Raw genomic sequence first — 26,855 nt, 5'->3', positions numbered from 1 at the left:
GGATTCAGAACAAACCTCCCACCCCCTTTCAACCGAAGGAGAGCACTAGATGCTTATTGAGCGCATTTACGACGAAGACCTCGCGCAGGCCAGCTACCTGATCGGCTGCCAGGCCAAGGGCGAAGCCATTGTGGTGGACGGCCGCCGCGACATCGCCGTCTACCAGGACCTTGCAGCCAGGAACGGCATGAAGATCACTGCCGTCACCGAGACCCACATCCACGCCGACTACCTCTCCGGCACCCGCGAACTGGCCGCCGCCACCGGCGCCAAGATCTACGTTTCCGGCGAAGGCGGGCCCGACTGGCAGTATGAGTTCGACGGCGAGCGGCTGTACGACGGCGACACCATCACCTTGGGCAACATCAGCATCAAGGCGGTCCACACCCCAGGGCACACTCCCGAGCACCTGTCCTTCCTGGTAACCGACGGCGCCTTCAGTGACCAGCCCGGCTACCTGCTCTCCGGAGACTTCGTCTTCTCGGGCGACCTGGGCCGGCCCGACCTGCTGGACGAAGCAGCCGGCGGAGTGGACACCCGCTTCGTGGGAGCTAAACAGCTCTTTGCCAGCCTGCGGGACAAGTTCCTCACCCTGCCGGACTACGTCCAGGTCCACCCCGCGCATGGCGCCGGCAGCGCCTGCGGCAAGGCACTGGGTGCCATCCCGTCCTCCACGGTGGGCTACGAACGCCTCTACGCCTGGTGGGGCCCCTACCTCGCCGCTAATGATGAGCAGGGCTTCATCGACGAACTCCTCGACGGCCAGCCCGACGCCCACGCCTACTTCGGCCGGATGAAGCGCGAAAACCGCGTTGGCCCGGACGTGATGGGCGAGCGTGAACCGCTGCAGGAACTGGACGCCGCCGTCGTGGCTGAGGGGCTGGCAGAAGACACCCTGACCTTCATCGACACCCGCTCCAACAGCGCCGTCCACGAAGGCACTGTAGTCCGGTCCCTGAACGTTCCGGCCGGCAAGTCCGTTGCCAGCTACGGCGCCTGGGTGGTCAACCCGGAGACGGACAAGAACCCGCTGGTACTGCTGGCCAAGGACCAGGAGCAGGCCCAGGACATGTGGGACCACCTGGTCCGCGTGGGCATCGACAACGTGGCCGGCTACCTGACCAGCGTCGAGGGACTGCCCACCTTCACCCCCAAGCTGATCCAGCCCGAGGAACTCGAAGGCTTCGACGCAGCCATGGTCCTGGATGTCCGCAACAAGACCGAGCACAAGGCCGGACACGTCCCGGGCTCGTACCAGCTCAGCGGCGGCCGCCTCATGTGGCACCTGGATGAGCTGCCGGTTGGCGGACCCATCGTGACCTACTGCCAGTCCGGCGTACGCAACTCCGTAGCCGCCAGCGCCCTGCGCCGGGCCGGGTACGACGTCGTCGAACTCGACGGCAGCTACGCCGCCTGGAACGCCTGGCGGAACAGCGTCCCTGCCGCCTAAGCACAGCGACCCCAAGACCACCCGGGCAGGACCCCCCTCCCGCCCGGGTTCCGGTCCGGATGCGTCCCCCGCGCTTCCGGCCCCGGCCCGGGCGCGCCCCCACGCGCCCGGGCCACCTTCATGCCTAGCGATAGAGACACCAATGCGACCCAGCACCATTGCCTCCGGAACCGCCGGTTCAGCCGGCGCAGTGCTGGGCCTGCGGCAGAACCTGGCGCAGTTCATGCTGCTGGTGGCCGTTAACGCTCTGGTGGGCGGCACCCTGGGACAGGAACGCACCGTCCTACCCCTGCTCGCATCCCAGACATTCCACCTGGACCTGTACACCGGTGCGCTGACGTACATCCTCGCCTTCGGCCTGTCCAAGGCCGCCATGAACTACTTTGCCGGCACGCTCTCCGACCGCTACGGCCGCAAACCCGTCCTCGTGGCGGGCTGGCTGGCCGCGGTACCCGTCCCCCTCATGCTCATTTTCGGTCCGTCCTGGGGCTGGATCGTTGCGGCCAACGTGCTGCTGGGCATCAGCCAGGGCCTCACCTGGTCCACGGCCGTGATCATGAAGATGGACCTCGTGGGCCCCCGGCAGCGCGGGCTGGCCATGGGCTTCAACGAGGCCGCGGGTTACCTGGGGGTTGCCGTCACCGCGCTGGCCACCGGCTATCTGGCCACCGCCTATGGCCTCCGCCCGGCCCCGTTCCTGCTGGGCGCCGCCTACATCGCCCTCGGCCTGGGACTGACGGTCCTGGCCGTAAAGGAAACCCACCACCACGCCAGGACGGAGGCCTTCCAGCACGCCGGCGCCCACGGCAGCGCCCACGGCAGCGCCCACGCCGGGCTCACCACGGGCCAGGTTTTCACCCTCACCAGCTTCAAGGACCGCTCCCTCTCAGCAGCCAGCCAGGCCGGCCTGGTCAACAACCTCAATGACGGCCTGGCCTGGGGCCTCTTCCCCGTCCTGTTCGCCGGTGCGGGGTTGAGCCTTGGCCAGATCGGCATCCTGGCCGCCGCCTACCCCGCCGCCTGGGGCGCGGCCCAGCTGGTCACCGGCGCCGCATCAGACCGGTGGGGCCGGAAATGGTTCATCGCGGCCGGCATGCTGGTCCAGGCCGTGGCCCTGGCCATCACCGCCTCAGCCCACAACTTTGGGCCCTGGCTCGCCGCCGCCGTCGTGCTGGGCCTGGGAACCGCCATGGTCTACCCCACCCTGCTGGCCGCTGTCGGCGATGTCGCCCACCCGGTCTGGCGGGCGCGCTCCGTTGGGGTGTACCGGCTGTGGCGCGACGGCGGATTCGCCGTCGGTGCCCTCCTGTCCGGCGTCCTCGCCGACCTGTACGGCATCCCCGCCGCCATCGCCGCCGTCGCGGTGCTCACCGCAGCATCCGGCGTGGTGGTCGCCGTCCGGATGCGGGGGAACGACCACGCCGCGGGCTGACGGGATGCTTTAGCCGTGCCCGGCGACGTACGTGACCAGCCCGCCCACGGTGACCACGGCCGGGTAGTCCGCTTCCGGGATGTCCACCCCCGTCGACTCCGCGATGACTTCCACCAGGCGGAGGAAGTCCAGTGAGTCCAGTTCCAGGTCCTGGCGCAGGCGCGCGCTGTCTTCCAGGTCCTGCGGCTCGACGTCGGGCGCCACCTTGCCGATCGCCGCCTCCACCGCCTGGCGCGCATCCTGTTCGTTCACGGCTCCTCCTCACTCACTGGTACGTCAGCTCACAACTTCTCCGGCGCCTGCAGCAGTTCGTCGATGCGTGCAAGGAAGCGTCCCCCGCGCAGCCCGTCACTCACCCGGTGGTCCGCGGACAGCGTGGCGATGGCGGCGTGCCGGATGCCGAGCATTCCGTTGTGCGCCCACGGCTGCTCCAGGATCTTGCCGAAGCCCACCATGGCCACCTGGGGCGGGTAGATCACCCCGTACACGCTTTCCACCCCCAGATCGCCCAGGTTGGTCACGGTGATGGTGGGATCAGCCATCTCGGAGCGCTGCAGCCGGCCCGCCCTGGCCCGGCCCACCAGGTCGCGGAGCTGGACCATGAGCTCCTCGAGCGTCAGCGTGTCGGCGTCGTGCAGGGCCGGCGCCACCAGGCCGCCGTGCCGCAGGGCCACTGCCACGCCCAGGTGCACGCTGCTGCTGGGCTGGAACGTGCCTTTGGTGAAGAAGCCGTTCATGTCCGGCACCTCCTTCGCCGCAACCGCGGTGGCCTTCAGCAGCAGGGCGGACGGAACCAAGCGCGATGACACGGGCCGCTGCTGGTTCGCGGCCTGCATCCACGCCATCGCGGCCGCCAGGTCAAGGGTGGTGGACAGGTAGTAGTGCGGGATCTCCTTCTTGGAGCGGGACATCAGCGCGCCGATCGCCTGCCGCAGGCTTTCCGCCTTGCCACCGTCCGCCGTCGGCTGTTTCCGCCCTGGTGCCTCCGCCAGGGGCACGGGCCGGGCTTCCGGCTGTTGGGTTTCCGACGGCGGTGCTTCCGCGGGCTTTTCCGCGCCGTGTTCCTCGGGTGGCCGTTCCTTGGCTGCCCGGCCCCTGGGTGGAACGGCGGCGAGCACGTCTTCCTCAGTGACTGCACCGCCCGGCCCTGTCCCCGTGATTGCCTGCAGCTCGACGCCGAGCTCTGCGGCCAGCCGCCGGGCCAGCGGGGACGACCGGACGCGGTGGGTTTCAGCCGCCGCGGGTGCGGCCGCCGGTGCAGCCGGCGCGTCGGCAGCCACTGGTGGAGCATCCGGTGCTTTGGTGACGGACGCTGCCGCGGCGCGTTCAACGTCGGCCCTGGTCACCTCGCCGTCCGTGCCGGTGCCGCTGATGCGTCCGACGTCGACCCCCAGCGTGTGCGCAAGGTGCCGCACGGGCGGCGGGACTTTTGCGCCGTGCCCGGCCGGCGCGGCCTCCCCGCGCGGGTGAGCGGGCGTTGGCTCTTTAGCTGTCAAAGGTGAGCGGGCGTTGGGGGAAATGGTGCCGGAAGTGAGCGGGGGTGGCGGGAGTTCGGCGGGGGTGGCGGTGATCCGGGCGATGGGGGTGCCCACGTCCACGGTGTCGCCGATGTCCACCAGGAACTCGGCCACCACGCCTTCCTGGAACGACTCGATGTCCATGACGGTCTTGTCGGTGTCCACGGCCGCCACCAGGTCGCCTTTGTGGATGTAGTCCCCGGGCTTGACCAGCCACTCCACCACTTTGCCGTGCTCCATGTCGGCGCCCAGGGACGGCATCCGGAGCTCAGCCATTGGCCCCCACGGCCCTTCGCGCTGCGGCCATGACCCGCGCCACGGACGGCAGCGCGGCGTCCTCCAGGTGTTTGGCGTACGGGACGGGTACTTCCAGGCTGCACACGCGTTCCACGGGGGCATCGAGGTCGAAGAAGGCCTGCTCGCAGATCCTGGCCGAGATCTCGGCAGAGATGCTGCCGCTGCGCCAGCCCTCGTCCACCACAACTGCCCGGTGCGTCCTGGCTACGCTGTCCATAACGGTATGCGCATCCAGCGGGCGGAGGGTGCGGAGGTCAATGACGTCGGCGTCGATGCCTTGCCCGGCCAGCTGGTCCGCGGCCTCCAGCACCATGGGCAGGGTGCCGCCGTAGGTGATGAGCGTCAGGGTGTCCCCGTGGCCGTCTGCCCGCCGCCGGAGCGCTGCCTTGTCGATGTCCACGGCCCCGGCCTCGTCGTCGAGCTCCCCGGCCACGTTGTACAGCGAGCCGTGTTCGAAAATCAGCACCGGGTCGGGGTCCTGCAGTGCGGTCCACAGCATGCCGCGGGCGTCGGCCAGCGTGGCCGGCGCCAGGATGCGCAGCCCTGGAATGTGCGCGTACCAGCCCTCCAGGCTGTGCGAGTGCTGGGCGCCCAGCTGCCGGCCCGCACCGGTGGTCATCCGGATGACGATGGGCACGTTGAACTGGCCACCGGACATGTGCAGCAGGGTGGCGGCGTTGTTGATGATCTGGTCCAGCGCCAGCAGGCTGAAGTTGACGGTCATGATTTCGACGACGGGACGCATCCCGCCCAGCGCAGCGCCGATTCCTGCGCCCACGAACCCGGACTCCGAGAGCGGGGTGTCACGGATCCGCTCCGGACCGAACTCCTCCAGAAGTCCCAGGCTGACCGCAAAGCTGCCGCCGTACCTGCCCACGTCCTCCCCCATGAGGAACACCCGTTCGTCGCGCTGCATGGCGTCGCGGAGGCCCGCGCGCATGGCTTCCCGGTAGGTGGTTTTCATCCTGCCGCCCCGCCTTTCCCTGCCTGGCCGCCGCCGGTGGCCCCGTTGCCTGTGCTGCTGTCATCGGTCCGGTCGCTGTAGACGAACCGGGTGAGTTCGGACACCGGTTCGGGCGTCCCGTTCTCGGCGAATCCCACCGCGGTGCTGATCTCCGCGTCCACGTCGGCCGTGAGCGCAGCCCAGGCCCCCTCGGGCAGCTGCCCCGCCGCCTGCATGGTCCCCCGCAGCAGGCTGATGGGGTCCCGCTCCATCCACCGGGACACCTCGGATTTCTCCCGGTACAGCTCCGGATCGAACATGGAGTGGGCGCGGAACCGGTATGTGCGCAGTTCCAGGAAGTGAGGGCCGCCGCCGGAGCGGACAGCGTCCACCGCGCGGCGGGCGGCTTCCTCGACAGCGAACACGTCCATGCCGTCCACCGCCCAGGCGGAGATCTCATACCCGGCGGCCTTGAGGGCGATGTCCGTCTGCGACTCGGAGCGGCCCAGCGCGGTGCCCATGGCGTACAGGTTGTTTTCGCAGCAGAACAGCACCGGCAGCTGCCACAGCGCGGCCAGGTTCATGCTTTCGTGGAACTCGCCTTCGGCCACGGCCCCTTCGCCGAAGAAGCAGACGGTCACCCGCTGGCGTCCGGCCATCCGGTCCGCGAGCGCCAGGCCGACGGCGAGCGGCAGCCCGCCTGCCACGATGGCGTTTCCGCCGTAGAAGCGGGTGGCGGCGTCGAAGAGATGCATGGAGCCGCCGCGGCCGCGGCAGCAGCCCTCGGCGTGACCGTACATTTCGGCGAGGATGGCCCCTGCCGAGACGCCGCGCAGGAGGGCATGGCCGTGTTCACGGTAGGTGGCCACCACCGCGTCCTCCGGCGCCAGGGTTTCCATCACCCCGGCAGCCACGGCCTCCTCGCCGATGTAGACATGCAGGAAACCGCGGATCTTGGCGGCGCTGTACAGCTCGATGCATTTTTCCTCGAGCCGGCGCACCCGCAGCATCTGCCGCAGGAGGTGCAGGGCGTGCTCCGGGTCCGGGACCGTCTGGCCCCTCAGGGTGCTCATGGCCGGTCCATCAGTGTCACGGCGGGTCCTGCCGGGGATTCCAGCGTTGAGGTGTCGCCTTCGGGCAGCCCCAGTTCACGCGATTTCAGGAGCCGCCGCAGGATCTTGCCGCTGCGTGTCTTGGGCAGGGTGGTGGTGAAGTCCAGCAGGCGGGGCGCCACGGCGGCGCCCAGCCGTTTGCGCGCGAACCCGATGATGTCCAGTTGCAGCTGCTCGGTGGGCTCGTTCCCGGGCTTGAGTTCCACGAACGCTTTGACCAGCTCGCCGGCCACGGGGTCCGGCACCCCGATCACGCCGGCTTCGGCCACTGCAGGATGCTCCATCAGGCAGCTCTCCACTTCGAAGGGGCCGATCAGGTGGCCGGAGGACTTGATCACGTCGTCGCCGCGGCCGACGAACCAGAAGTAGCCGTCGCCGTCGCGCTTTGCCAGGTCCCCGGTGAGGTACCAGCCGCCGGCGAAGCAGCGCCGGTAGCGCTCCTCCTCGTTGAGGTAGCCGCGGAACATGGACGGCCAGCCGGGGCGCAGCGCCAGCTCGCCCATGGTGTCAGGCCCGGTGACCAGGACGGCCTGGCCGTCCCTGATGACGGGTTTGCCGTCGGCGTCGCGGGCCACCAGGGCCGCCTCGATCCCGGGCAGCGGCCGGCCCATGGAGCCGGGGCGGATATCCATGGCGGGATAGTTGGCGATCATGATGCCGCCGGTCTCGGTCTGCCACCAGTTGTCGTGCACCGGCAGGCCCAGGACGTCCCGGCCCCACACCACCGCTTCCGGGTTCAGCGGCTCCCCCACGCTGGCGATGAAGCGCAGCGCCGACAGGTCATGGCCGGCGGCTCTTTCCGCGCCGGCCTTCATGAGCATCCGCAGGGCCGTGGGGGCCGTGTACCAGACCGTGACATGCTGCTCCGCGAGGATGCGGTACCAGCGGTCGGCGTCCAACTCCTCCTCATCCACGATGGCGGTGACCCCGTGCACCAGCGGGGCGATGATGCCGTAGGACGTGCCGGTGACCCACCCGGGGTCGGCGGTACACCAGTAAATGTCGTCAGGGTGCAGGTCCAGGGCCAAGCGGCCCGTGGTGTAGTGGGCGGTGACGGCGTCATGGACGTGGATGGCGCCCTTGGGTGTGCCCGTGGTGCCGCTGGTGAAGTGCAGCAGGGCCATGTCCCCGGGTTGGGTATCGGCGATCTCCCCGCTGGGGTCCGCCTGGGCCAGGAGTTCGGCCAGGTCAAGGGTTTCCGGCTCGGGGCGGCCGTCCGCGTCCACCAGCAGGATGTGGCGGAGTCCGGGAAGGGAGTCACGTACCGGCGCCACCTTTTTGCGGTAGAGCGCCTTGGTGGTCACCAGCACCCGGCCGTCCCCGAGGTGCAGCCGCTGCCGTACCGGTTCGGGGCCGAAGGCGGAGAACAGCGGGCAGAAGACGCTGCCGTTCTTGAAAGTGCCCAGGACGGCTGCGTACAGTTCCGGGCTGCGGCCCAGGAGTGAGAAGACCCGCTCGCCGCGCCCCACCCCAAGACCCTTGAGCATGGCTGCGAACCTGCCGCTCCGGCCGGCAAGGTCGGCATAGCTCAGGGACCGGGTGCCGCCGTCGGCCCCCACGAAGCGCAGGGCTTCCTTGCCGCCCCGGCCTTCCGCCACATGCCGGTCCACGGCCTCATAGGCGATGTTCAGTCCCCGGCCGCCGGGCAGCCCTGCCAGCGCCTGCCGCGCCTGGTCCCAGCTGAAGCCGCGCCGGGCGGCGTCGTAATCAGGCATGTTCGGCTGGACCGGGAAGGCGGCCACATTCTTGCTGATGGCCGGCCAGCGCGTGGACCCCTCCACTCGGGCGCCCGTGTTTGCCGGGTTCATTCCCTGGCCTCCGGCCTGGACCGTCCCACCGGGGATGGCAGGAGGTACTGCCGGAACCAGTCAGCGGCCAGGCTCGCCGCCATGGCCAGGGTGCCGGGTTCCTCGAAGAGGTGGGTGGCACCGGGGATGATCTCCAGCCGGGTGGGGGCCTGCATGGCTGCCATGGCCTGGCGGTTCAGGGCCAGCACCTGGTCGTCGGCGCCCCCGACAATCAAGAGCGTTGGGGCCTTCACGGCGGCGAGCCGCGGCCCGGCCAGGTCCGGCCGGCCGCCGCGGGAGACGACGGCGGCCACCTCGGCACCGGGCTCGGCTGCGGCCCACAGCGCGGCGCCGGCTCCGGTGCTGGCACCGAAGTAGCCGATCCGGCCGGCGGACCCGTCATGCCGCGCTTCGAGCCAGTGGGTCGCGGAGGAAAGCCGCTGCGCCAACAGGCCGATATCAAACACGTTGGCCCGGTTGACCTCCTCTTCGGGCGTGAGCAGGTCAAGGAGCAGCGTGCCCAGGCCCGCCCCGTGCAGGACCGAGGCCACAAAGCGGTTGCGGGGGCTGTGCCGGCTGCTGCCGCTGCCGTGCGCGAAAAGGACGGTACCGTCGCACCTTGCCGGCAGGTACAGGCTGCCACGCAGGACAACAGCGCCCGCCGGGATGTCGACGTCGTCTGCCAGGCTGCCGTTGAGGCTTTCCTCGCCGCGGTGGTGCGGTGGGGGCACGGCGGCATCCAGCAGCTGCACCACCTCGCTATCGTCCGTGGGCGAGAAGTCGTGGTAGTAGTAGCCCACGGCCTTGAAGTCCTGGGGCGAGAGCAGGCACACGACGTCGTCCGGTTCCTTGAGTTCCACGATGGCGCGCGCGGGAGCAACAGGAACGGCAAGGATCACTTTGGCCGCCCCGAGCTGCCGGGCCACCTGGCAGGCAACCCTGGCGGTGGACCCGGTGGCGATGCCGTCGTCCACGATCACCACGGTGCGTCCGGCGAGGTCAAGCCGCCGGCGCCCCTGGCGGAACCGCTCCACCCTGCTTTCCAGCAGTGCCCGCTCCTGCCGTTCCACCTGTTCCAGGTCCTCCTGGGAAATCCGGGCCATGGAGATGGTGCGCGGATCCAGGACCCGGACGCCGCCTTCCCCGATGGCTCCCATTGCCACCTCGGGCTGGAACGGGACGCCCAGTTTCCGCACCACGATCACATCCAGTGGCGCCCCTAGGGCCTTGGCCACCTCGAATGCCACGGGGACGCCGCCGCGGGGCAGGCCCAGCACCACAATGTCCCGGCCGCGCAGGCCGGCAAGCCGCTTGCCCAGCCGCCGCCCGGCGTCGGACCTGTCATGAAAGGCAGCCATCACCGTCACCCGCCGGCGATGGTCTGGTCCGGGAAGAGTGCCGCCATGGCCTCCAGTGCTGCACGTGCGGCCGGACGGTCGTCAGCTTCAACAAGCACGGTTCCGAACCCTGCTTCATGGTGCAGCACCTCGGTCATGGCGGATACCTCCGCTAGTGCGACATGCGGAGGTTGTGATGGGCATCCGTGCTGGGCTTAATGGCCACGGCGGTGACCACCAGCGCAACTGCGCCCGCAATCCAGGATGTCCATGCAGCGCCGGTGGCGCCGGTGTAGGAGCCGATCCACGGGGAGAGGATCAGCAGGGCGGCAAGGGCAGCCTGGACGTATTCCATGGCCGGTGTTCCGGGCATGGCCAGGTTGATGACGCCGCTGATGATCAGGAGTCCGCCGAAGAGGAGCATGAAGGTGGTGGACATATTCTGCTGCCGTGTCCACAGGACCGCGATGGCGGTGAAGAGACCGGCGGCAACCGTTACGTAGTCCTGCCACCGATACCACTTTTTCACTTGGGTTTTCCTTTCGGTTCCGGGCAGGCAGCCTTGCGCTTTCCGTCCCGGGAGGGCGTTCACCGCCCGCAATCCCAGTCAACGCTTCCGGCACACCACCTTCTAGGGCAGAAAGACCTAGGCGGGCATTGCGCTTCAGGTACTCAGTGTTACTATGTAGTGGTAGTCAGCATTACTGAGTAGTCAAGGAGCCCCCGATGGGCAAGCAAATGACCGAAATGCTCAAGGGCACGCTGGAGGGCATCGTCCTCGCCATCCTCGCCGCGCAGCCGGCATACGGTTACGAAATTACGGCCCGGCTGCGGGAGCAGGGCTTTACTGACATCGCTGAGGGAACTGTGTACGCGCTGCTGGTCCGCATCGAACAACGCGGCCTCGTGGACGTGGCAAAGGTTCCCTCCGAGAAAGGGCCGCCGCGCAAGGTCTACACGCTGAACGCCGCGGGAAGCAGCTACCTTGCGGAGTTCTGGAACACCTGGAGCTTCCTCGCCGAACGCATCGGGCACCTGCACCGCAACCAACAACAGGAAAAAGGAGAATGACCATGGCCCAGGGATGGCTCGAAAAAGTCACCGGTTCCTTCGACGACAAGAAACGCTGGCGCGTCTACAAGGCCCGCAAGGAACAGCTGCCGGGCAGCTACCGGACCACCATCGATGCACTGGAACGGTACTTCACCTACGCCGCCGCCATCGTCAAGGGCGATGTCCTCATGCAAATGCTCGAGGACCTCGCCGACCTGATCGAAGGGGCCGCCGCGGACGGCACCCCCATCCGCGACATCGTGGGAGAGGACCCCGTGGAGTTCGCCGAAACCTTCATCCGCAACTATTCAGACGGCCAATGGATCAACAAGGAGCGCCAGCGCCTGGCGGAGGCCATCAACCAGGCTGCCGCTGACGGCGCCTGACTGTCCACAAAGAAGAAAGGACCGGTCATGACCACTGACCAGGCCCTGCAGCCCGCCATCCGGGTGCGGGGCATCGAAAAGTCGTTCAAGGACCTGCACGTGCTGCGGGGCGTCGACTTTGAGGTACCGCGGGGAGGCATCTTCGCGCTCCTCGGCTCCAATGGCGCCGGCAAGACCACGCTGGTGCGCATCCTGTCCAGCCTCCTGAAGGCGGACGCGGGAACCGCCACAGTCAACGGGTACGACGTCGGCGCGGAGCCGGCAGGGGTGCGCGGCTCCATCAGCCTCACGGGCCAGTTCGCCGCGGTGGACGACGTTCTGACGGGCCGGGAAAACCTGGTGCTGGTGGCCAGGCTGCGGCACCTTCGCAACCACGCAGAGATCGCTGACGGGCTCCTGGACTCGTTTTCACTGACCGAAGCCGGGAACCGCAGGGCATCCACCTATTCAGGGGGCATGCGGCGGCGGCTGGACATCGCCATGAGCCTGATCGGCAACCCGCCGGTCATCTTCCTCGATGAGCCCACCACGGGATTGGATCCGCAGGCCCGCCTCGAAGTGTGGCACACCGTGCGCCGGCTGGCCGCCCAGGGGACCACCGTGCTGCTCACCACGCAGTACCTTGACGAAGCCGAACACCTGGCCGACCGGATCGCCATCCTGCATCAGGGCACCATCATCCAGAATGGAACCCTTCCCGAACTCAAGCGGCTCCTTCCCGCCGCCACCGTTGAATACGTCGAGAAACAGCCCTCACTCGAGGACGTCTTCCTCGCCCTCGTCGGAAAGGACAGCTGATGACCTCCCATCTCTTCAGCGATACCCGGGTCCTGACCGGCCGCTCGCTCCGGCACATCCTCCGCAGCCCGGACACCCTCATCACCACGGCAGTGACGCCGGTGGCCATGATGCTGCTGTTCGTTTACGTCTTCGGCGGGGCAATCAACACCGGCTCGGGCGGGCCGTACGTCAACTACCTGCTGCCCGGCATCCTGCTGATCACCATTTCGTCCGGAGTCGCCTACACCGCCTACCGGTTGTTCCTGGACCTGCAGGGCGGCATTTTCGAACGGTTCATGTCCATGCCGGTGGCCAGGCCCAGCGTTCTGTGGGCCCACGTGCTCACGTCCCTGGCCGCCAACTTCAGCGCACTGGCCATCGTGGTGGGCGTGGCCCTGCTGATGGGATTCCGAACCGGCGCCTCCGTGGCCGCCTGGCTCGCCGTCGTCGGAATCCTCCTCCTCTTCACCCTGGCCCTGACGTGGATTGCCGTTATCGCCGGGCTGCTGGCCAGGACCGTGGACGGGGCCAGCGGCTTCAGCTACCCGCTGATCTTCCTGCCGTTCATCAGCTCCGCGTTCGTTCCCACCAACTCCATGCCCGGCCCGGTGGCCTGGTTCGCCGAAAACCAGCCGGTAACCTCCATTGTCGATACCATCCGCGCCCTGTTCGCGCAGGAAGCGGTGGGTGCCGGCATCTGGACGGCCCTCGCCTGGCTTGCCGGCATCCTCGTGCTGGCTGTCGCCGCGGCCGCCGGTGTTTACCGCCAAAAGGTCAGCTGACCGCTGGACTCCGGGGTCAGCAACCCAATTCACGGTTAATTCACAGCGATTGCCCCTGCACAACGCAGCCCCGGTGTGCAAGAGTGGCGGCAGTGCTGGGGAGCCACACCTGCCCGGCCCGGCTGCTGCAAAGGCGGCCGGGCAGGGCAACAGCTGCGACCAAAAGAGGCCGGACATGGAACACCGTTCAGCTCCCCGGATGAAGGCCCGCCGATGGCCGGCTCCCGCCCTGCTCCTGGTGGCGCCCCTGCTGGTATCCGTCCTGGCGGGTTGCCAGCCGGCCACCCCTGCGCCGGCTCCGTCGCAGTTCCGCAGCATCCAGCCGGTCCCGCCAAGCCGGTCGGGCAGCCCTGGGCACGTGTTCGTCATCAACCTCGAAAACAAGGGCTACGACGTGGTGTGGGGCGTCGGCTCCCCCGCCCCCTATCTGTCGGAAACCCTCCGGGAGCAGGGCGTGCTGCTGCAGAACTACTACGGCATAGGCCACCACTCGCTGCCCAACTACCTGGCTCAGATTTCCGGCCAGCCGCCCAACAAGAGCACGAGGGAGGACTGCGGCACCTACACCGCGTTCAGGACCACCGGCACCGGCCCGGACGGCACGCTCCAGGGCAACGGCTGCGTCTACCCGAAGGACACCCAGACCGTGGCCGGCCAGCTCACCACCCAGGGCAAAACGTGGAAGGGCTACATGGAGGACATGCAGCAGCCCTGTGAGCACCCGGCCCTCGGGGAAGCCGACGACCACATCCGGGCCACCCCGGATGAGGAGTACTCCACGCACCACAATCCCTTTGTCTACTTCCGCTCCGTCATCTCCTCCGGGGACTGCGCCAGGAACGTGGTCAACCTGTCCCACCTTGCGGATGACCTGAAGTCCGTGGCCACCACTCCGGACCTGGCCTACATCACGCCCAATCTGTGCCACGACGGGCATGATGCCAGCTGCGCCGACGGCAGCCCGGGAGGCCTGGCGGCGGCTGACGGGTGGCTTAAGGACCAGGTGCCCGCCATCCTGTCGTCCCCGGCGTACAAGCAGGACGGCATGCTGGTGATCACCTTCGACGAGACTGACGGGGACACGGGCGGCCCGCCGGCGGGAGAGGCGGGAAGCCCGGCCGGGGGTGCCGCCGGGGGCAAGGTGGGCGCCCTGGTCCTGTCCCCGTTCAGCGCAGCGGGCGGATCGTCGGAGCAGCCCTACAACCACTACAGCCTGCTGGCCACCATCGAGGACCTCTTCCACCTCCCGCGGCTGGGAATGGCGGCGGACCCCGGGGTGAAGGCCTTCGGCGGCGACGTCTTCCAGCGGGCCTCCTAAGGTGGGCTTTCCAGCGAAAGGACGACGGCGGACTGCCCTGGCTGCTGCCGTGACGGTGGCGGTTTTGGTGGTGCTCGCCGTCGTACTTTCCACCACGCTGCGTCCAGGCCCACCCGCCGCAAACGGAACTGAAACGGGGATCGCCAAGATCAAGCACGTGGTGATCATTACCCAGGAGAACAGGTCCTTCGACAGCTACTTCGGCACCTACCCGGGTGCCGACGGGATTCCCATGAAGGACGGCAAGCCGGCCGCCTGCCTCCCGGACCCGGCACGGGGCGGCTGCGTGGCGCCGTTCTACGATTCGTCGGACAGCAACGACGGCGGCCCGCACAGCCCGGCGGACGCGGCGGCGGACATCAACAACGGTGCCATGGACGGGTTCGTGGCCCAGGCGGAAAAGGACATCGCCCACTGTGAGCCGGAGGCCACTGACTGCAGGTACAAGTCCAGGAAAACCGACGTGATGGGCTACCACGACCGGAAGCAGCTGCCCACCTACTGGGCCTACGCGGACAACTTCGTGCTGCAGGACCACATGTTCACCTCCGCCGCAGCCGGAAGCCTGCAGGCCCACCTCTATATGGTCTCGGAATGGTCGGCCAAGTGCACCAAGGCCGGGGACCCGGCGTCGTGCGTGGACGCGCTCGAGGGCCTGGACAATGAACCGGAGAAGGAAGCTTTCGATGACAGCCTGATCGGCAAGTGCCAGGAAAGCCAGGACGTGCAGCCCTGCCGCGAGGCGCTGGAAGCAGCGGGCGCAGACCCCGGCCTTGCCGGCCAGGCCCGGCAATTGGCCACGGCCAGCTGCAAACGCACCGATTCCTATCCCACCTGCAAGGCCGCAGTGGACGTGGCGGACCTTCCGGCCGCCCTGAAGGAGAAGCTGGCGGGAGCAGCCAAGAACCTGAAACAGCCGAGCTACGCCTGGACCGACCTGACCTACCTGCTCCACAAACACTCGGTGCCATGGGCGTACTACGTGTTCAGCGGCACCGAGCCGGACTGCCGGAACGATGCCGCCACCTGCGATCCCATTGAGCAGGACGCCGAGACGCCGGGCCGCTGGAACCCGCTTCCGTACTTCGACACGGTCAAGGAGAACGGCCAGCAGGGCAACATCAAATCATTGAGTGGTTTCTACGAGGATGCCCGGCAGGGCAGGCTTCCCGCGGTCAGCTGGGTGGCGCCAAGCGATGAGGTCAGCGAACACCCGCCGGCCAAAGTCAGCACCGGACAGCAGTATGTTGCCGGGCTGGTCAACGCCGTCATGAGCGGCCCGGACTGGGACAGCACCGCCATCTTCCTGAACTGGGACGACTGGGGCGGGTTCTACGACCATGTCCAGCCGCCTGTGGTGGACAACGCCGGGTTTGGCCTGCGCGTGCCGGCCCTGGTGATCAGCCCCTACGCCAAAAGGGGCTACATCGACCACCAGGTCCTCAGCCAGGACGCCTACTTCAAGTTCATCGAGGATGACTTCCTGGGCGGCGAACGCATCGACCCCGCCACCGACGGCCGGCCGGACAACCGCCCCGGGGTCCGCGAGAACAATCCGCAGCTGGGGGATCTGGCCAATTCTTTCGACTTCAACCAGGCTCCGCTGCCGCCGTTGATCCTGCCCGACGCGACCACGTACTGACGCCCGCCGCGCCCGGCTTCAGGACACAGTGCAGTCCGCAGCGTCACGGACCACGCTCTCCAGGTCCCCCGTCCGGTGCAGCACCTCGATCTGCCGCACTGCACCGGTGCCGCCGGCGAGCACCCTGTCCACCAGGTCCTCCACCCGCTGCAGGTCATCCATGTCCTCCAGCGCCCCGCGGATATGGTTCAGCAGGGAATTTACGACGGCGAGCGCGGGCGCCGGTCGGTGCGTTTGGGGATCGAGCAACTCGCCCCGCAGGCCCCAGCGGCCGGCTTTCCAGCCGGCCAGCCGGAGCAGCGCGGACGGCACCGCCACCGGCGGCGTCCCCTCCCGCCATTCGCGTGCCGCCGTTTCCACCAGGCCCCGGGCGATGCCCGCCAGCAGCACGGTGTTCTCCGGACGCAGGCACACGTCGGCCACCCGGATCTCCACCGTGGGGTAGTGCCGGGAGAGGCGGGCATCAAAGTAGATCATGCCCTCGTCCAGGGCGACGCCGGTGCTCACCATGTCGTGCACCAGCTGGTGGTAGGCATCCGGGGTGCCCAGGATCTCCAGCGGCCCGGCGGAGGGCCAGCGGTTCCACACCTGCGAGCGGTAGCTGGCATAACCGCTGTCCCTGCCGTGCCAGAACGGCGAGTTGGCGCTGAGCGCGATCAGCACCGGCAGCCAGATGCGGATCCGGTCCAGCACAGCCACCGCTTCCTCCGACGACTCCACCGAGACATGGATGTGGCAGCCGCAGGTGAGCTGTTCCCTTGCCGTCAGCCCGTACTCCTCCGTCATGGCCTTGAACCGGCGGAGCTGCACGGGATGGGGATCGGCCGGGAGCGGTGAGGTACCCAGGGCGGCCACCCTGACCCCGACGTCCTCTGCCGCCTGGTGGGCGACGGCCCGTCCCGCCACGATGTCCCGCTCAAGCGTCGCCAAAGTAGCGTGCGGCGGGGTGACCACCTCGATCATTTCCTGCTGGAACTCGGCGGTGAGGACGGGCCCGGCCCCGGCCACCAGAGGGCGGACGTACAGGTTCAGGAGCTCTCCTGCCATGGGCACGGCTTCGCCGTTTGCGGCGTCCACCAGGAGCAGCTCCTCCTCAATGCCGAACGTTCGCTTACCCGCGCCGGCGCCGCCGGTGCCGTCATTGCCGTAGGTGTCCATCGTCGTCGCCCTTCTCCCATTGCATGGTTGCAAGTTCGTCCCAGAAGCAAGCCAGCGTCAGGGCCCCGTCCATCAGCACGTCCAGGCTGGCGCTCTCGTCGCTGTCGTGCCAGTGGTCCTCCACCAGGCCGGTGCCAAAGAAGAGTACGGGCGCCGAGAGGCTGCGTCCCAGCAGCTCGGCGGGACCGCCGCCGGCGTTGCCCATCCGCCCAGCCCGTTCGGCGTTAAAACCACGCGCCATGGCCTTTTCCAGGGCGGCGACGGCTGGATGGTCAGGCGTCAGGTAGGGTTCCTGCGCCGTTTCCAGGTCCGGGACCAGGCTGAACCCGTAGGCGTCGCCGATGGTGCCGGCCACCCACTCCTGCAGCTGCTCGGCGATTTTTTCCAGGCGCTGGCCGGGAACTGTCCGGAAGCTGAGGTCCGCCGAGGCAACAGCGGGTACGGCGGCGCGGGACACGCCCAGCGCGTCGCCGGCAATGATGGAGGTGACCTCGACGGCGGGGCGCAGCCACAGCCGTTCCAGCACGGTGTATCCCTTCTCGCCGGTGATGGCGCCGGTTTCGGAGCGGGCCAGCCAGTCCTCTTCGCTGAAGGGCAGGTCCGCCAGCGCGTTCCGGAGGCCGGCCGGGTCCGGCGCCGCGTCGTCGTAAAAGCCGGGAACTGCCACCCGGCCGTCCTGGTCGTGGAGGAGCCCCAGCAGCCGGCCGAGCTCAAAGGCGGGGTTGGGTGCGTTACCGGACACGGCGCCGCTGTGCACGTCCCGCCCGGGCCCGTACACCTCCAGGTGCACGCTGAGCATGCCGCGCAGGCTGACACAGACGGCCGGGTGCCGGGCGTGCCAGAGGAGGGTGTCGGAAAAGAGGACCAGGTCTGCGGCGAACCGTTCGGCGTTGTCCGCCAGCAGCTTGGCCAGATGCGGTGAGCCGCCTTCTTCCTCCCCTTCAATGAGGAACTTCAGGTTGATCTTCGGCGTGCCCGTCTCCTGCAGGTGGGCCCGGAGCCCCTCAAAATGCGCCAGGATCTGGCCCTTGGCGTCGGAGCTTCCCCGGCCGTACAGCCGGCCTTCGCGGAGTACCGGTTCAAAAGGCGCCGTCATGGCCCAGTTCTCCGGCTTCACCTCGCGGACGTCATGGTGGCTGTAGACCAGGACCGTTGGCGCTCCGGCGTCATTGCACCACTCCGCGTACACGGCGTGGGACTCTCCCGTGGGCAGCACCTCCACCACGGGGAAGCCCACTTCACGGAATTCGCCGGCGAGCCAGTTGGCGGAACGGAGCAGGTCCTGGGAGTGTTCGGGCACTCCCAGGATGCCCGGGACGCGCACCCACTCCGCCAGCCGCCGCTCCAATTCCGCCTCACGTGACCGGACGCCTGCACGCAGGCGCCCGACGTCGTCGTGCTCTTCGCCCTCCATATCCGCGCGCCCTGCCTAACCGTCCCGCTAGCGCGGTTGTGCAGGATTGGTAGGAACGCCCTGGGACGGCGGGTTGACGGGAGGTCCGGGCACGCTGGCAGGCTGCTGCGGGCCCTGGCCGCCGGACACCTCGGGCGTGGGCGGGGTCTGGGAGCCGCTTGGCTCCGCCCCGTTCTGCAAGGCCTGAAGGCGGTGCTCCAGGACCTGCAGGACGGGCAGCCGGTTCCCGTGTGCCTTCTCGTAGCTGATCAGCTGTTGCACGTCCGATTCGGTCAGGCCCGTGATCCGCGTGGGCAGGGTAGCCACCGGCAAATGGTCGTAATCCGGAAGGGGCAGGTCGCTGTGGCGGGGAGCGTTGTTGTCCTGCGATGGGTTGTTCATGGGTCCTCCCTTTGTCCTTTGGGGTCCTTCTTGGAACTTAGTAAGTACGCTTACTTGTTTTACGGTACCCAAAGGTTTGGCGTTGGTACAGAGCTCCCAGGCCCTGCTGTACATCCCCCGACTGCTCAGGTAAATTCGAACTTGTGACGGGAATCATGCCCCGTCCTCCCCCGGCCCCCTGCACAGGCCGGCGTGGAGTAGCTGCTGTAGTGCAACGGCGGCGCAGGATGCAGAAGCGAAAGAGCCTTTAACATGGCATTGTCGCAATTCCAGCAGTTCCTTGACGAAGCCACGCACCCGGACCCCTTCGATGAATTTCCCTTGGGTCCCGACTGCCTCTACGGCCTGTACGTGAGCTGGGCGGCCCTGCACGGCCGGGCGCCAAAATCCGATCAGGCCTTCCGGGCAGGCATGCTGCGCTGCGGCGTGGACGTCCGGAACAGCCACCTGCGGATGACGGGTCCTGCCGCCGCTGATTACATCCTCTACAGCTACCCGGCGGTGGCCTGATGTCCACCCAGTTGGATGTGCTGTATGCCAACGGGCACTATATGCACTGCGGAGAACCGATGGGCGCTGCCGGCGCGGAGATGCGCACCATCCACGGCAGTTACGTGAGCCAGCGGCTGCCCGAGGCCCTGGGCGTGTACCTGGCAACCAGTGTGCTGCGCTGCGCCTGCGGGTTCCAGATGGAAATTCCAGATCATGATGACCCGGTGCCGGGATGACGCAGCTGCCGCTGGACGATCTGACCGCGGCCGTGGCCCGCATCCGCGGGCTCCTGCTGACGGAGGAGAAGGTGGACCGCGCGGTGGCACTCCTGGCCCAGGCCATCAAGGAGTCGCTGCCTGGCAGTCCCGGTGCCGGAGTGTCCTTGATGGATGCCGCGGGCAAGCGCACGAGCAGCGCCGCTACCGATTCACTGGTGGAGAAGCTCGACGCTGCCCAGTACGAGCTCGGCGAGGGCCCCTGCCTTACGGCATGGGCGACTGGCACAGTGGTCATCATCGAGGACCTCCAAACGGATACCCGCTGGCCGCGCTGGCAATCCGCAGTGGCGTCACTCCCGGTCCGGTCGGTGGTGAGTGCGCCGCTGGTGGTTGGCAAGGAAGCGCTGGGTGCCTTCAAGATCTATTCGGCGCTGCCGGGCCAATACGACGAGTCAACCGGACGGGCCCTGTCCCTTTTTGCAGAAACGGCAGCCACCCTGCTGGCCCACATCCAAGGGACGGAAGCCCCGCTGCGGATGGCGGAAAGCCTCAAGGCCAGCCTGGCCAGCCGGGACACCGTCAACCGTGCCTGCGGGATGTTGATGGAACGGCAGGGCATCAGCCATGAGCGCGCCCTGCAGCAATTGATCCAAAACGCGCGGGTGTCAGGTGCCACCTTGGTTGAGGTCAGTGAGCAACTGGCCACCAGGGTGCCGCCCGCGGGGTCATAGGGGGCAGCGATGGGTTTTGATCCGCATGAACCGGAGCAGCGTGGGCAGCTTAGGGACGCCCTGACCGCCGCTGACATCACGGTGGGAGAACTCTGGCTGCGCTACTTCAGCATGACCGGTTCCGCCGGCGAGTATGAGGTCCAGGCCTACCTGCAGGGCCTCATCTCCCTGCCCGTCATCCAGCGTGACCTGCTGGCCCTGGCATGCAACGAAATCATCGCAGAGAAGCCGCCGCTGCACGCACCGTGTGCCGACCAGATGAAAGGCATGGGACCCATCGGCCCGAGCTGACGTCAGGCAAAGTTGTTCCAACCTCTGCGACCGCCCGTCTGTTAGGGGATGCAAACCTTCGTGGCACCGTGATCCGTACGGTGCTTTACTGCCAGCATGTCTGAAACCCTCAAGCTGAGCCACAACGAACCGCACGACAGCAGCGTGGCAGCCCGGCTGAACTGGCTGCGGGCCGGCGTCCTCGGCGCGAACGACGGCATCGTCTCCGTGGCGGCCACAGTGGTGGGCGTGGCCGGCGTGACCAATGACCTGGCCCCCATCCTGGTGGCAGGCACCGCCGCCGTGGTGGGCGGGGCGGTGTCCATGGCCCTGGGCGAATACGTTTCCGTCAGCAGCCAGAGTGACAGCCAACGGGCCCTGATCGAAAAGGAACGCCAGGAACTCAGGGACGATCCCGACGGCGAACTGGCAGAACTCGCCCACATCTACCAGGCCAAGGGACTTAGCGAAGCCACGGCCCGGACAGTTGCCGAGGAACTGACGGCAAAGGATGCCCTGAAGGCCCACCTCTCCGCCGAACTGAACATTGACGAAGAGGAACTGGTCAGCCCCTGGCACGCAGCCTTCGCCTCCGCCATCGCCTTTACCGTCGGCGCCGTGCTGCCCATGCTGGCCATCATCTTCCCGCCCGAAGAGGCACGGATCCCGGTCACGTTTGTTGCCGTCATTTTGGCGCTCGCACTGACCGGCACCATCAGCGCCAAAATCGGCGGGAGCTCCAAGCGCAAGGCCACCATCCGGCTGGTGGTGGGCGGGGCGCTGGCCATGGCCTTCACGTTCGCGGTGGGAAGCCTGCTGGGCACCACCGGCATCGCCTAGTCTTTTCCCACAGACACCCGCTACCGATCAGGAGTTCCACGTGCTGGAGATTGCCGGCCTTCCGGCCCATATTCTGCTGATTCACGGCGTGGTGGTCCTGGCCCCGCTGGCCGGGGTTGCAGCAGTGGTGTTCGCGCTGCTGCGGCGGAGCAGGCGGTACCTGGCCTGGCCGCTGGGAGTCCTGGCACTGCTGCTGGTCCCGCTGTCCGTGATCACCGCCGAAGCGGGGGAACAGCTGGAGAAGGCCAAGGGGGTGTCCCGGCTCATTGAGGATCACGGCCACCAGGGAAGTTTCCTCCGCTACGTCACCGTCTTGTTCCTGGTGGCCGTGGCCGCCCAGATCGTTGCCGCTTTCCCTTCGCTCCTGACGCGGCTGCCCGCCTTCCGGGGTCTTCGCGGGCTCCTGGGATCCCGCTGGCTGCTCCCTGCCACGTCGGCGCTGGGCATCCTGGCCGGACTGTTCCTGGTGTACCAAAGCATCCTGACCGGCCACTCCGGGGCAGTGTCCGTCTGGGCCGGGACGCGCTAGCCGCGCGTCTGCCCTCAGCCCCGCGGCCTCGACCGTGAAGCAGGCTCCGGAAGAGGTACGACGGCGTAGCGCCGGTTCGCGAGTACCGGCACCCGCCTGCGCACCTGCTCCAGCCGTTCCCGGCTGAGCCGGGCCACGATCAGGCCCGGTTCCTCACCCGCGTTGGCCACCACCACCCCGGCCGGATCCACGGCCACCGAAAAGCCGGTGGCGAGGGGGCCGCACTGGTTGGCCGCCAGGACGTAGGCCGTGTTCTCGATGGCCCGCGCCCTGGCCAGCGTGGACCAGTGGTCCTCCTTGCCCGGTCCGCGGATCCACATGGATGGCACCAGCAGGATGTCCGCTCCGGCGTCGACGGCTGCCCGGGCGCTCTCCGGAAAACGCAGGTCGTAGCAGGTGAAGGCACCAAACCGGAACCCGCCAAGGCTGAACACCAGGGGTTCCTCGGCACTGCCCGCCGAGATGCCATCGCTTTCCCGGTACCCAAACGCATCGTAGAGGTGGACCTTCCGGTAGCAGCCCAGGATGTTCCCTTGGCTGTCCAGCGCCACCAGGGTGTTGTACGGCAGGCCGGTTTCCGTTCTCTCGTAGGTCCCCACCACCACCGCTATCGCGTGCTCCTTCGCAAAGCCGGCGATGCTGCGGATGAAGGGACCATCCAGGTCCTCCGCAACGGCCGCAATGGCGGTGGCCGGTTCGCTGGTGCCGTACAGGCTGGACTCGGGGAGGACCACCAGGTCCGCCCCCGCGGCCGCAGCCTCCGCAATCAGCCGCCCTGCCGCCGTCGTATTTTTGGCTTTGTCCGTGCCGGCCCGGAACTGCCCTGCCGCTATGGTCATGCTCTCCGAATCCATGGCTGTCCTTCCACGCGGAGGGGTGCCCGGCGGCAGTTTGCCGGCCGCTGCACAACCCCTTCCCATCAGCATCCTCCGCGCGTAGGGTAAGGCACACAACCCGCTGGTCCCCGGGCCAGTGGCGGGCTCATGCAGTTGGGCTTCTGGAGCATGCCGGAGGGACCATACGTGGGTAACAAGCCATCCAAAAACCACAGCATGCGGCGCCTGGCAGGGCTGGGCGCAGTCCTCGTGGTGCTGCCCGCACTGACTTCCTGCTCGGATCTGGTTTCCCGCGGCTTCCTGCCCGGAGCCCGCGACACCACCAACAACACGGCACTGATCACCGACCTGTGGGTCAATTCCTGGATCGCCGCCCTGGTAGTGGGCATCATCACCTGGGGATTGATGATCTGGGTCATCGTGGCCTACCGGCGCAGGAAGAACACTGTAGGGTTCCCCGCGCAACTGAGCTACAACCTTCCATTGGAAGTGTTCTACCTGGCCATTCCGCTGATCGTCATCGGCGTCCTGTTCGTCTTCACGGACCGGGAACAGCGGGCCATCGATGCACGCTATCCCGACCCGGACGTCGTGATTGACGTCTTCGGCAAGCAATGGTCCTGGGATTTCAACTACGTCAAGGAGCAGGTCCACGAGGACGCCGGACAACAGGCCCACCTGACCGGCGGCTATGGCGCCCCGGACCGGCTGCCCACGCTCTACCTTCCGGTGGGAAAGAAAGTGGAACTGCACCTGCAGTCCCGCGACGTGCAGCATTCCTTCTGGGTGGTGGACTTCCTCCAGAAACGCGACCTGTACCCGGGCCACGAACAGTACAACCCCTACATCAACATCACCCCCAACCGCATCGGCGAATACATGGGCAAGTGTGCCGAGCTCTGCGGCGAGTACCACTCCGAAATGCTCTTCAAGGTCCGGGTGGTAAGCCAGCAGGATTATGACAGCCACATCGCCGACCTGAAGGCCAAGGGCAACACCGGCAGCCTCGGCGAAGAATACGTCAGGCAGCCGCTCTCAGCCCCGTCACCGCAGGCCCCGGAAGCAGCAGAGTAAAGGAGGGCACCGACATGACCACCACAGGCCAGAGAATGGGCGGAACCGCGGCCACTGCGGCACCGGCAGTGGTCCGGCGCTCCAAAGGCACCATCGTCGTCAACTGGATCACTTCCACCGACCACAAGACCATCGGGTACATGTACCTGATCTCGTCCTTCGTGTTCTTCTGCGCAGGCGGGGTGATGGCCCTGCTGATCCGCGCCGAGCTGTTCGAACCCGGCATGCAGATCCTGCAGACCAAGGAACAGTACAACCAGCTGTTCACCATGCACGGCACCATCATGCTGCTGATGTTCGCCACGCCGCTGTTCGCCGGGTTCGCCAACGTCATCATGCCGCTGCAGATCGGCGCCCCTGACGTGGCGTTCCCCCGCCTGAACGCGCTGGCTTTCTGGTTCTTCCTGTTCGGCTCCACCATCGCGGTGTCCGGGTTCATCACCCCGCAGGGCGCCGCCTCGTTCGGCTGGTTCGCCTACGCGCCGCTGTCCAACACCACCTTCACCCCGGGCATCGGCGGTGACCTGTGGGTCTTCGGCCTGGCGCTGTCCGGCTTCGGCACCATCCTGGGCTCCGTCAACTTCATCACCACCATCATCTGCATGCGCGCCCCGGGGCTCACCATGTGGCGGATGCCCATCTTCACCTGGAACACGCTGGTCACGGCCATCCTGGTGCTGATGGCGTTCCCGCCGCTGGCTGCAGCCCTGTTCGCGCTCGGCGCGGACCGGAAGTTCGGTGCCCACATCTTCGATCCGGACAACGGCGGTGCCATCCTCTGGCAGCACCTGTTCTGGTTCTTCGGCCACCCCGAGGTGTACATCATTGCGCTGCCGTTCTTCGGCATCGTGTCCGAGGTCTTCCCGGTCTTCAGCCGCAAGCCCCTGTTCGGCTACAAGGGCATCGTGTACGCCACCATCGCCATTGCGGCCCTCTCGGTGACGGTATGGGCGCACCACATGTACGTGACGGGCGCAATATTCCTGCCGTTCTTCGCCTTCATGACCATGCTCATCGCGGTGCCCACCGGCGTGAAGTTCTTCAACTGGATCGGCACCATGTGGGGCGGTTCGCTGACCTTTGAGACGCCCATGCTCTGGAGCATGGGGTTCCTGGCCACGTTCCTCTTCGGCGGCCTCACCGGCATCATCCTGGCCTCCCCGCCCATGGACTTCCACGTCTCGGACACCTACTTCGTGGTGGCCCACTTCCACTACGTGGTGTTCGGCACCGTGGTGTTCGCCATGTTCGCCGGGTTCTACTTCTGGTGGCCCAAGTTCACCGGCACCATGCTTAATGAACGCCTGGGCAAGATCCACTTCTGGATGCTCTTCCTGGGCTTCCATGCCACGTTCCTGATCCAGCACTGGCTGGGCGTCCTGGGCATGCCCCGCCGGTACGCGGACTACATGCCGGAGGACAACTTCACCTTCATGAACCAGTTCTCCACCGTGGGTTCCTACCTCCTGGGAGCGTCGCTCATCCCGTTCTTCTGGAACGTCTACATCACGTGGCGGGCCGGCAAGAAAGTCACCGTGGACGATCCCTGGGGCTTCGGCGCATCACTGGAATGGGCCACATCCTGCCCGCCGCCCCGCCACAACTTCACGTCCCTGCCCCGGATCCGTTCCGAGCGGCCTGCCCTGGACCTGCACCACCCGGAGCTGAGTGTCCGGCTGCACCCGCCGGCGCACGGCCCCGCGGCTGATGTCCTGGGTGCCGCGGACATCGGTGAAGACGACGTCCGCGACCCCAACCCGAACAAGTAGGCCGCGCAGGCTGCTTTTGACGCGCAGCCCCGGAACGCCATCGGTGGGCCCTCCGCGGGCAAGGTTTAAGGAGTTACCAATTAGGTCACGCCATGTTTTCGTAATTGATGTGAACCTGGTCACTTAAAGCGCTTTCCGGCTTGGAGCTTAGGTTTGCCTACCCTACAGTTTCCTGACATAGGCACTGTTTTCCGGTGCCCCAGGACTTAGGTTCACGCAGACTTTTTCCCCACCGAAAGCAGCCTCAATGAAGATCCGCAACAGCGCGCTGGCCGGCATCGCACTCGCCGCCACCGCAGCTCTTGGCCTGACCGCCTGCGGCGGTGCCACCCCCGCCGGCAACGGTTCCTCCGCCGCGTCCGGCGGCGCCGGCTCGGGTGAGATCACGGTCTACAACGCGCAGCACGAGAGCCTCACCAAGGAATGGGTGGACGCCTTCACGGCCGAAACCGGCATCAAGGTGACCATGCGCCAGGGCTCGGACACGGAGCTGTCCAACCAGATCATCCAGGAAGGCCAGGCGTCCCCGGCGGACGTGTTCCTCACCGAAAACTCCCCCGCCATGACCCAGGTGGAGAACGCCGGCCTGTTCGCCGACGTCGACAAGGACACCCTGGCCCAGGTTCCCGCCGAGTTCGCTCCGTCCACCGGCAAGTGGACGGGCATCGCAGCCCGGTCCACGGTCCTGGTGTACAACAAGACCAAGGTCACCGAGGACCAGCTGCCCAAGTCCATGCTTGACCTGGCCAAGCCGGAGTGGAAGGGCAAGTGGGCCGCCTCCCCCACCGGCGCGGACTTCCAGGCCATTGTCTCCGCCCTGCTGGAACTGAAGGGCGAGGCCGCCACCGAGGAGTGGCTGAAGGGCATGAAGGAGAACTCCAAGGCGTACAAGGGCAACAGCACGGCCATGAAGGCCGTCAACGCCGGTGAAGTGGATGCGGCACTGATCTACCACTACTACTACTACGGCGACCAGGCCAAGACCGGCGAGAACTCCAGCAACGTCACCCCGTACTACTTCAAGAACCAGGACCCGGGCGCATTCCTGTCCGTCTCCGGCGGCGGGGTGCTGAAGTCCTCCAAGAACGCGGCCGCGGCACAGCAGTTCCTGAAGTTCATCACGGGCAAGAAGGGCCAGGAAGTCCTCAAGAACGGAACGTCCTTCGAGTACGCCATTGGCTCGGACGTCCCCGCCAACGACAAGCTGGTTCCCATCAAGGACCTGCAGGCTCCCAAGATTGACGCCGCCAAGCTCAACTCCGAAAAGGTCACCGATCTGATGACCCAGGCCGGACTCCTCTAATTCC

At 67.3% G+C, this 26,855-nt stretch carries 29 protein-coding genes; 17 read left to right on the top strand and 12 right to left on the bottom strand.

What is annotated here, in order from left to right; genetic code table 11:
* Positions 1–49 precede the first annotated feature (49 nt).
* Together ACR65K_RS00325 and ACR65K_RS00320 are read left to right on the top strand one after the other, a co-directional pair.
* A complete protein-coding gene (locus ACR65K_RS00325) occupies positions 50–1,450 on the top strand; it encodes an MBL fold metallo-hydrolase (protein WP_440150867.1) in 1,401 nt (466 codons plus the stop codon).
* A 142-nt stretch (positions 1,451–1,592) separates the two neighbouring features.
* Positions 1,593–2,882 carry an MFS transporter gene (locus tag ACR65K_RS00320; RefSeq protein ID WP_440150866.1) on the top strand — a complete coding sequence of 430 codons (1,290 nt, stop codon included), beginning with the start codon at positions 1,593–1,595 and terminating at the stop codon, positions 2,880–2,882.
* Between the two features lie 9 nt (positions 2,883–2,891).
* Here ACR65K_RS00320 and ACR65K_RS00315 read toward each other — a convergent pair whose 3' ends face one another.
* From ACR65K_RS00315 to ACR65K_RS00280, 8 genes are read right to left on the bottom strand one after another with little or no spacing between them, the layout of a single operon-like run.
* Complete coding sequence (locus tag ACR65K_RS00315) at positions 2,892–3,134, bottom strand: acyl carrier protein (protein ID WP_440150864.1); 243 nt, start codon at positions 3,132–3,134, stop codon at positions 2,892–2,894.
* 29 nt (positions 3,135–3,163) lie between these two features.
* Complete coding sequence (locus tag ACR65K_RS00310; protein WP_440150863.1) at positions 3,164–4,675, bottom strand: dihydrolipoamide acetyltransferase family protein; 1,512 nt, start codon at positions 4,673–4,675, stop codon at positions 3,164–3,166.
* Positions 4,668–5,660, bottom strand: a complete 993-nt coding sequence (locus ACR65K_RS00305; protein WP_056328992.1) for an alpha-ketoacid dehydrogenase subunit beta — start codon at positions 5,658–5,660, stop codon at positions 4,668–4,670. Before ACR65K_RS00305 ends, ACR65K_RS00310 begins: the two co-directional genes overlap by 8 nt.
* Positions 5,657–6,712 carry a pyruvate dehydrogenase (acetyl-transferring) E1 component subunit alpha gene (gene pdhA / locus ACR65K_RS00300; RefSeq protein ID WP_440150862.1) on the bottom strand — a complete coding sequence of 352 codons (1,056 nt, stop codon included), beginning with the start codon at positions 6,710–6,712 and terminating at the stop codon, positions 5,657–5,659. The genes ACR65K_RS00305 and pdhA overlap by 4 nt, the downstream gene beginning before the upstream one ends.
* On the bottom strand, positions 6,709–8,559 hold the full coding sequence (gene acsA / locus ACR65K_RS00295) for an acetate--CoA ligase (RefSeq protein ID WP_440150861.1): 1,851 nt from the start codon (positions 8,557–8,559) through the stop codon (positions 6,709–6,711). Before acsA ends, pdhA begins: the two co-directional genes overlap by 4 nt.
* Entirely contained in the window at positions 8,556–9,896 is a 1,341-nt protein-coding gene (locus ACR65K_RS00290) for a phosphoribosyltransferase family protein (RefSeq protein WP_440150859.1), read from the bottom strand. The genes acsA and ACR65K_RS00290 overlap by 4 nt, the downstream gene beginning before the upstream one ends.
* A 5-nt stretch (positions 9,897–9,901) precedes the next feature.
* Complete coding sequence (locus ACR65K_RS00285) at positions 9,902–10,033, bottom strand: hypothetical protein (RefSeq protein ID WP_440150858.1); 132 nt, start codon at positions 10,031–10,033, stop codon at positions 9,902–9,904.
* Positions 10,034–10,047: 14 nt separating this feature from the next.
* Entirely contained in the window at positions 10,048–10,404 is a 357-nt protein-coding gene (locus tag ACR65K_RS00280; protein ID WP_440150857.1) for an SPW repeat domain-containing protein, read from the bottom strand.
* Positions 10,405–10,601: 197 nt separating this feature from the next.
* Between ACR65K_RS00280 and ACR65K_RS00275 the strand changes: the two genes are divergently transcribed.
* The 6 genes from ACR65K_RS00275 (at position 10,602) to ACR65K_RS00250 (ending at position 15,836) form a co-directional block, all read left to right on the top strand.
* Complete coding sequence (locus ACR65K_RS00275; RefSeq protein ID WP_440150856.1) at positions 10,602–10,946, top strand: PadR family transcriptional regulator; 345 nt, start codon at positions 10,602–10,604, stop codon at positions 10,944–10,946.
* A 2-nt stretch (positions 10,947–10,948) separates the two neighbouring features.
* Complete coding sequence (locus tag ACR65K_RS00270; RefSeq protein WP_440150855.1) at positions 10,949–11,314, top strand: DUF1048 domain-containing protein; 366 nt, start codon at positions 10,949–10,951, stop codon at positions 11,312–11,314.
* 27 nt (positions 11,315–11,341) lie between these two features.
* Positions 11,342–12,112 carry an ABC transporter ATP-binding protein gene (locus tag ACR65K_RS00265; RefSeq protein WP_440150853.1) on the top strand — a complete coding sequence of 257 codons (771 nt, stop codon included), beginning with the start codon at positions 11,342–11,344 and terminating at the stop codon, positions 12,110–12,112.
* Positions 12,112–12,876, top strand: a complete 765-nt coding sequence (locus ACR65K_RS00260) for an ABC transporter permease (protein ID WP_440150851.1) — start codon at positions 12,112–12,114, stop codon at positions 12,874–12,876. The genes ACR65K_RS00265 and ACR65K_RS00260 overlap by 1 nt, the downstream gene beginning before the upstream one ends.
* A 175-nt stretch (positions 12,877–13,051) precedes the next feature.
* A complete protein-coding gene (locus ACR65K_RS00255) occupies positions 13,052–14,194 on the top strand; it encodes an alkaline phosphatase family protein (RefSeq protein WP_440150850.1) in 1,143 nt (380 codons plus the stop codon).
* A 49-nt stretch (positions 14,195–14,243) separates the two neighbouring features.
* Positions 14,244–15,836: an alkaline phosphatase family protein gene (locus tag ACR65K_RS00250; RefSeq protein ID WP_440150848.1), complete on the top strand. Its 1,593-nt coding sequence runs from the start codon at positions 14,244–14,246 to the stop codon at positions 15,834–15,836.
* An 18-nt stretch (positions 15,837–15,854) separates the two neighbouring features.
* Here the strand turns inward: ACR65K_RS00250 and ACR65K_RS00245 are convergent, their stop codons facing one another.
* The 3 genes from ACR65K_RS00245 to ACR65K_RS00235 are packed head-to-tail and all read right to left on the bottom strand — an operon-like array spanning position 15,855 to position 18,789.
* Positions 15,855–16,994 carry a carboxylate-amine ligase gene (locus ACR65K_RS00245; RefSeq protein WP_440150847.1) on the bottom strand — a complete coding sequence of 380 codons (1,140 nt, stop codon included), beginning with the start codon at positions 16,992–16,994 and terminating at the stop codon, positions 15,855–15,857.
* Positions 16,975–18,408, bottom strand: coding sequence for a M20/M25/M40 family metallo-hydrolase (locus ACR65K_RS00240; protein WP_440150846.1), 1,434 nt, complete (start codon positions 18,406–18,408; stop codon positions 16,975–16,977). The genes ACR65K_RS00245 and ACR65K_RS00240 overlap by 20 nt, the downstream gene beginning before the upstream one ends.
* A gap of 27 nt (positions 18,409–18,435) precedes the next feature.
* Positions 18,436–18,789 (bottom strand): DUF8129 domain-containing protein, encoded by a 354-nt coding sequence (locus ACR65K_RS00235; protein WP_440150845.1) that lies wholly within the window; start codon positions 18,787–18,789, stop codon positions 18,436–18,438.
* Between the two features lie 252 nt (positions 18,790–19,041).
* Between ACR65K_RS00235 and ACR65K_RS00230 the strand changes: the two genes are divergently transcribed.
* The 6 genes from ACR65K_RS00230 (at position 19,042) to ACR65K_RS00205 (ending at position 21,869) form a co-directional block, all read left to right on the top strand.
* Positions 19,042–19,299, top strand: coding sequence for a hypothetical protein (locus tag ACR65K_RS00230; RefSeq protein WP_056328967.1), 258 nt, complete (start codon positions 19,042–19,044; stop codon positions 19,297–19,299).
* Positions 19,299–19,517, top strand: coding sequence for a hypothetical protein (locus tag ACR65K_RS00225; protein WP_056328965.1), 219 nt, complete (start codon positions 19,299–19,301; stop codon positions 19,515–19,517). The genes ACR65K_RS00230 and ACR65K_RS00225 overlap by 1 nt, the downstream gene beginning before the upstream one ends.
* The gene (locus ACR65K_RS00220) at positions 19,514–20,230 is read left to right on the top strand and encodes a GAF and ANTAR domain-containing protein (protein WP_056328962.1); all 717 of its coding nucleotides are present in this window, start codon (positions 19,514–19,516) and stop codon (positions 20,228–20,230) included. The genes ACR65K_RS00225 and ACR65K_RS00220 overlap by 4 nt, the downstream gene beginning before the upstream one ends.
* A gap of 9 nt (positions 20,231–20,239) precedes the next feature.
* On the top strand, positions 20,240–20,521 hold the full coding sequence (locus ACR65K_RS00215) for a hypothetical protein (protein WP_056328959.1): 282 nt from the start codon (positions 20,240–20,242) through the stop codon (positions 20,519–20,521).
* 96 nt (positions 20,522–20,617) lie between these two features.
* Complete coding sequence (locus ACR65K_RS00210; RefSeq protein ID WP_056328957.1) at positions 20,618–21,340, top strand: VIT1/CCC1 transporter family protein; 723 nt, start codon at positions 20,618–20,620, stop codon at positions 21,338–21,340.
* Between the two features lie 40 nt (positions 21,341–21,380).
* Entirely contained in the window at positions 21,381–21,869 is a 489-nt protein-coding gene (locus ACR65K_RS00205) for a hypothetical protein (RefSeq protein WP_056328955.1), read from the top strand.
* A 14-nt stretch (positions 21,870–21,883) separates the two neighbouring features.
* On the opposite strand, the gene ACR65K_RS00200 is transcribed toward ACR65K_RS00205, so the two are convergent.
* A complete protein-coding gene (locus tag ACR65K_RS00200; RefSeq protein WP_235565038.1) occupies positions 21,884–22,723 on the bottom strand; it encodes a carbon-nitrogen hydrolase family protein in 840 nt (279 codons plus the stop codon).
* A gap of 198 nt (positions 22,724–22,921) precedes the next feature.
* Between ACR65K_RS00200 and ctaC the strand changes: the two genes are divergently transcribed.
* The 3 genes from ctaC to ACR65K_RS00185 all read left to right on the top strand — a co-directional run bounded on the left by ctaC (position 22,922) and on the right by ACR65K_RS00185 (position 26,851).
* On the top strand, positions 22,922–23,779 hold the full coding sequence (gene ctaC / locus ACR65K_RS00195) for an aa3-type cytochrome oxidase subunit II (RefSeq protein WP_235565037.1): 858 nt from the start codon (positions 22,922–22,924) through the stop codon (positions 23,777–23,779).
* A gap of 14 nt (positions 23,780–23,793) precedes the next feature.
* Entirely contained in the window at positions 23,794–25,548 is a 1,755-nt protein-coding gene (gene ctaD, locus ACR65K_RS00190; RefSeq protein WP_440150844.1) for an aa3-type cytochrome oxidase subunit I, read from the top strand.
* 247 nt (positions 25,549–25,795) lie between these two features.
* Positions 25,796–26,851: an iron ABC transporter substrate-binding protein gene (locus ACR65K_RS00185; protein WP_056328947.1), complete on the top strand. Its 1,056-nt coding sequence runs from the start codon at positions 25,796–25,798 to the stop codon at positions 26,849–26,851.
* Positions 26,852–26,855: the final 4 nt, after the last annotated feature.

This window comes from Arthrobacter sp. SAFR-179 (assembly GCF_059414945.1).
This window is presented reverse-complemented; position numbering and strand designations above follow the sequence as displayed.

Bases quoted from the DNA above. Each gene is read 5' to 3' on its own strand.
- ctaD (WP_440150844.1), top strand. From the start codon at position 23,794: ATGACCACCACAGGCCAGAGAATGGGCGGAACCGCGGCCACTGCGGCA.
- ACR65K_RS00230 (WP_056328967.1), top strand. From the start codon at position 19,042: ATGGCATTGTCGCAATTCCAGCAGTTCCTTGACGAAGCCACGCACCCG.
- ACR65K_RS00305 (WP_056328992.1), bottom strand. From the start codon at position 5,660: ATGAAAACCACCTACCGGGAAGCCATGCGCGCGGGCCTCCGCGACGCC.
- ACR65K_RS00210 (WP_056328957.1), top strand. From the start codon at position 20,618: ATGTCTGAAACCCTCAAGCTGAGCCACAACGAACCGCACGACAGCAGC.
- ACR65K_RS00310 (WP_440150863.1), bottom strand. From the start codon at position 4,675: ATGGCTGAGCTCCGGATGCCGTCCCTGGGCGCCGACATGGAGCACGGC.
- ACR65K_RS00235 (WP_440150845.1), bottom strand. From the start codon at position 18,789: ATGAACAACCCATCGCAGGACAACAACGCTCCCCGCCACAGCGACCTG.
- ACR65K_RS00185 (WP_056328947.1), top strand. From the start codon at position 25,796: ATGAAGATCCGCAACAGCGCGCTGGCCGGCATCGCACTCGCCGCCACC.
- ACR65K_RS00245 (WP_440150847.1), bottom strand. From the start codon at position 16,994: ATGGACACCTACGGCAATGACGGCACCGGCGGCGCCGGCGCGGGTAAG.
- ACR65K_RS00225 (WP_056328965.1), top strand. From the start codon at position 19,299: ATGTCCACCCAGTTGGATGTGCTGTATGCCAACGGGCACTATATGCAC.
- pdhA (WP_440150862.1), bottom strand. From the start codon at position 6,712: ATGAGCACCCTGAGGGGCCAGACGGTCCCGGACCCGGAGCACGCCCTG.
- ACR65K_RS00265 (WP_440150853.1), top strand. From the start codon at position 11,342: ATGACCACTGACCAGGCCCTGCAGCCCGCCATCCGGGTGCGGGGCATC.
- ACR65K_RS00325 (WP_440150867.1), top strand. From the start codon at position 50: ATGCTTATTGAGCGCATTTACGACGAAGACCTCGCGCAGGCCAGCTAC.
- ACR65K_RS00290 (WP_440150859.1), bottom strand. From the start codon at position 9,896: ATGGCTGCCTTTCATGACAGGTCCGACGCCGGGCGGCGGCTGGGCAAG.
- acsA (WP_440150861.1), bottom strand. From the start codon at position 8,559: ATGAACCCGGCAAACACGGGCGCCCGAGTGGAGGGGTCCACGCGCTGG.
- ACR65K_RS00270 (WP_440150855.1), top strand. From the start codon at position 10,949: ATGGCCCAGGGATGGCTCGAAAAAGTCACCGGTTCCTTCGACGACAAG.
- ACR65K_RS00320 (WP_440150866.1), top strand. From the start codon at position 1,593: ATGCGACCCAGCACCATTGCCTCCGGAACCGCCGGTTCAGCCGGCGCA.
- ctaC (WP_235565037.1), top strand. From the start codon at position 22,922: ATGCGGCGCCTGGCAGGGCTGGGCGCAGTCCTCGTGGTGCTGCCCGCA.
- ACR65K_RS00220 (WP_056328962.1), top strand. From the start codon at position 19,514: ATGACGCAGCTGCCGCTGGACGATCTGACCGCGGCCGTGGCCCGCATC.
- ACR65K_RS00255 (WP_440150850.1), top strand. From the start codon at position 13,052: ATGGAACACCGTTCAGCTCCCCGGATGAAGGCCCGCCGATGGCCGGCT.
- ACR65K_RS00240 (WP_440150846.1), bottom strand. From the start codon at position 18,408: ATGGAGGGCGAAGAGCACGACGACGTCGGGCGCCTGCGTGCAGGCGTC.
- ACR65K_RS00275 (WP_440150856.1), top strand. From the start codon at position 10,602: ATGGGCAAGCAAATGACCGAAATGCTCAAGGGCACGCTGGAGGGCATC.
- ACR65K_RS00200 (WP_235565038.1), bottom strand. From the start codon at position 22,723: ATGGATTCGGAGAGCATGACCATAGCGGCAGGGCAGTTCCGGGCCGGC.
- ACR65K_RS00215 (WP_056328959.1), top strand. From the start codon at position 20,240: ATGGGTTTTGATCCGCATGAACCGGAGCAGCGTGGGCAGCTTAGGGAC.
- ACR65K_RS00285 (WP_440150858.1), bottom strand. From the start codon at position 10,033: ATGACCGAGGTGCTGCACCATGAAGCAGGGTTCGGAACCGTGCTTGTT.
- ACR65K_RS00260 (WP_440150851.1), top strand. From the start codon at position 12,112: ATGACCTCCCATCTCTTCAGCGATACCCGGGTCCTGACCGGCCGCTCG.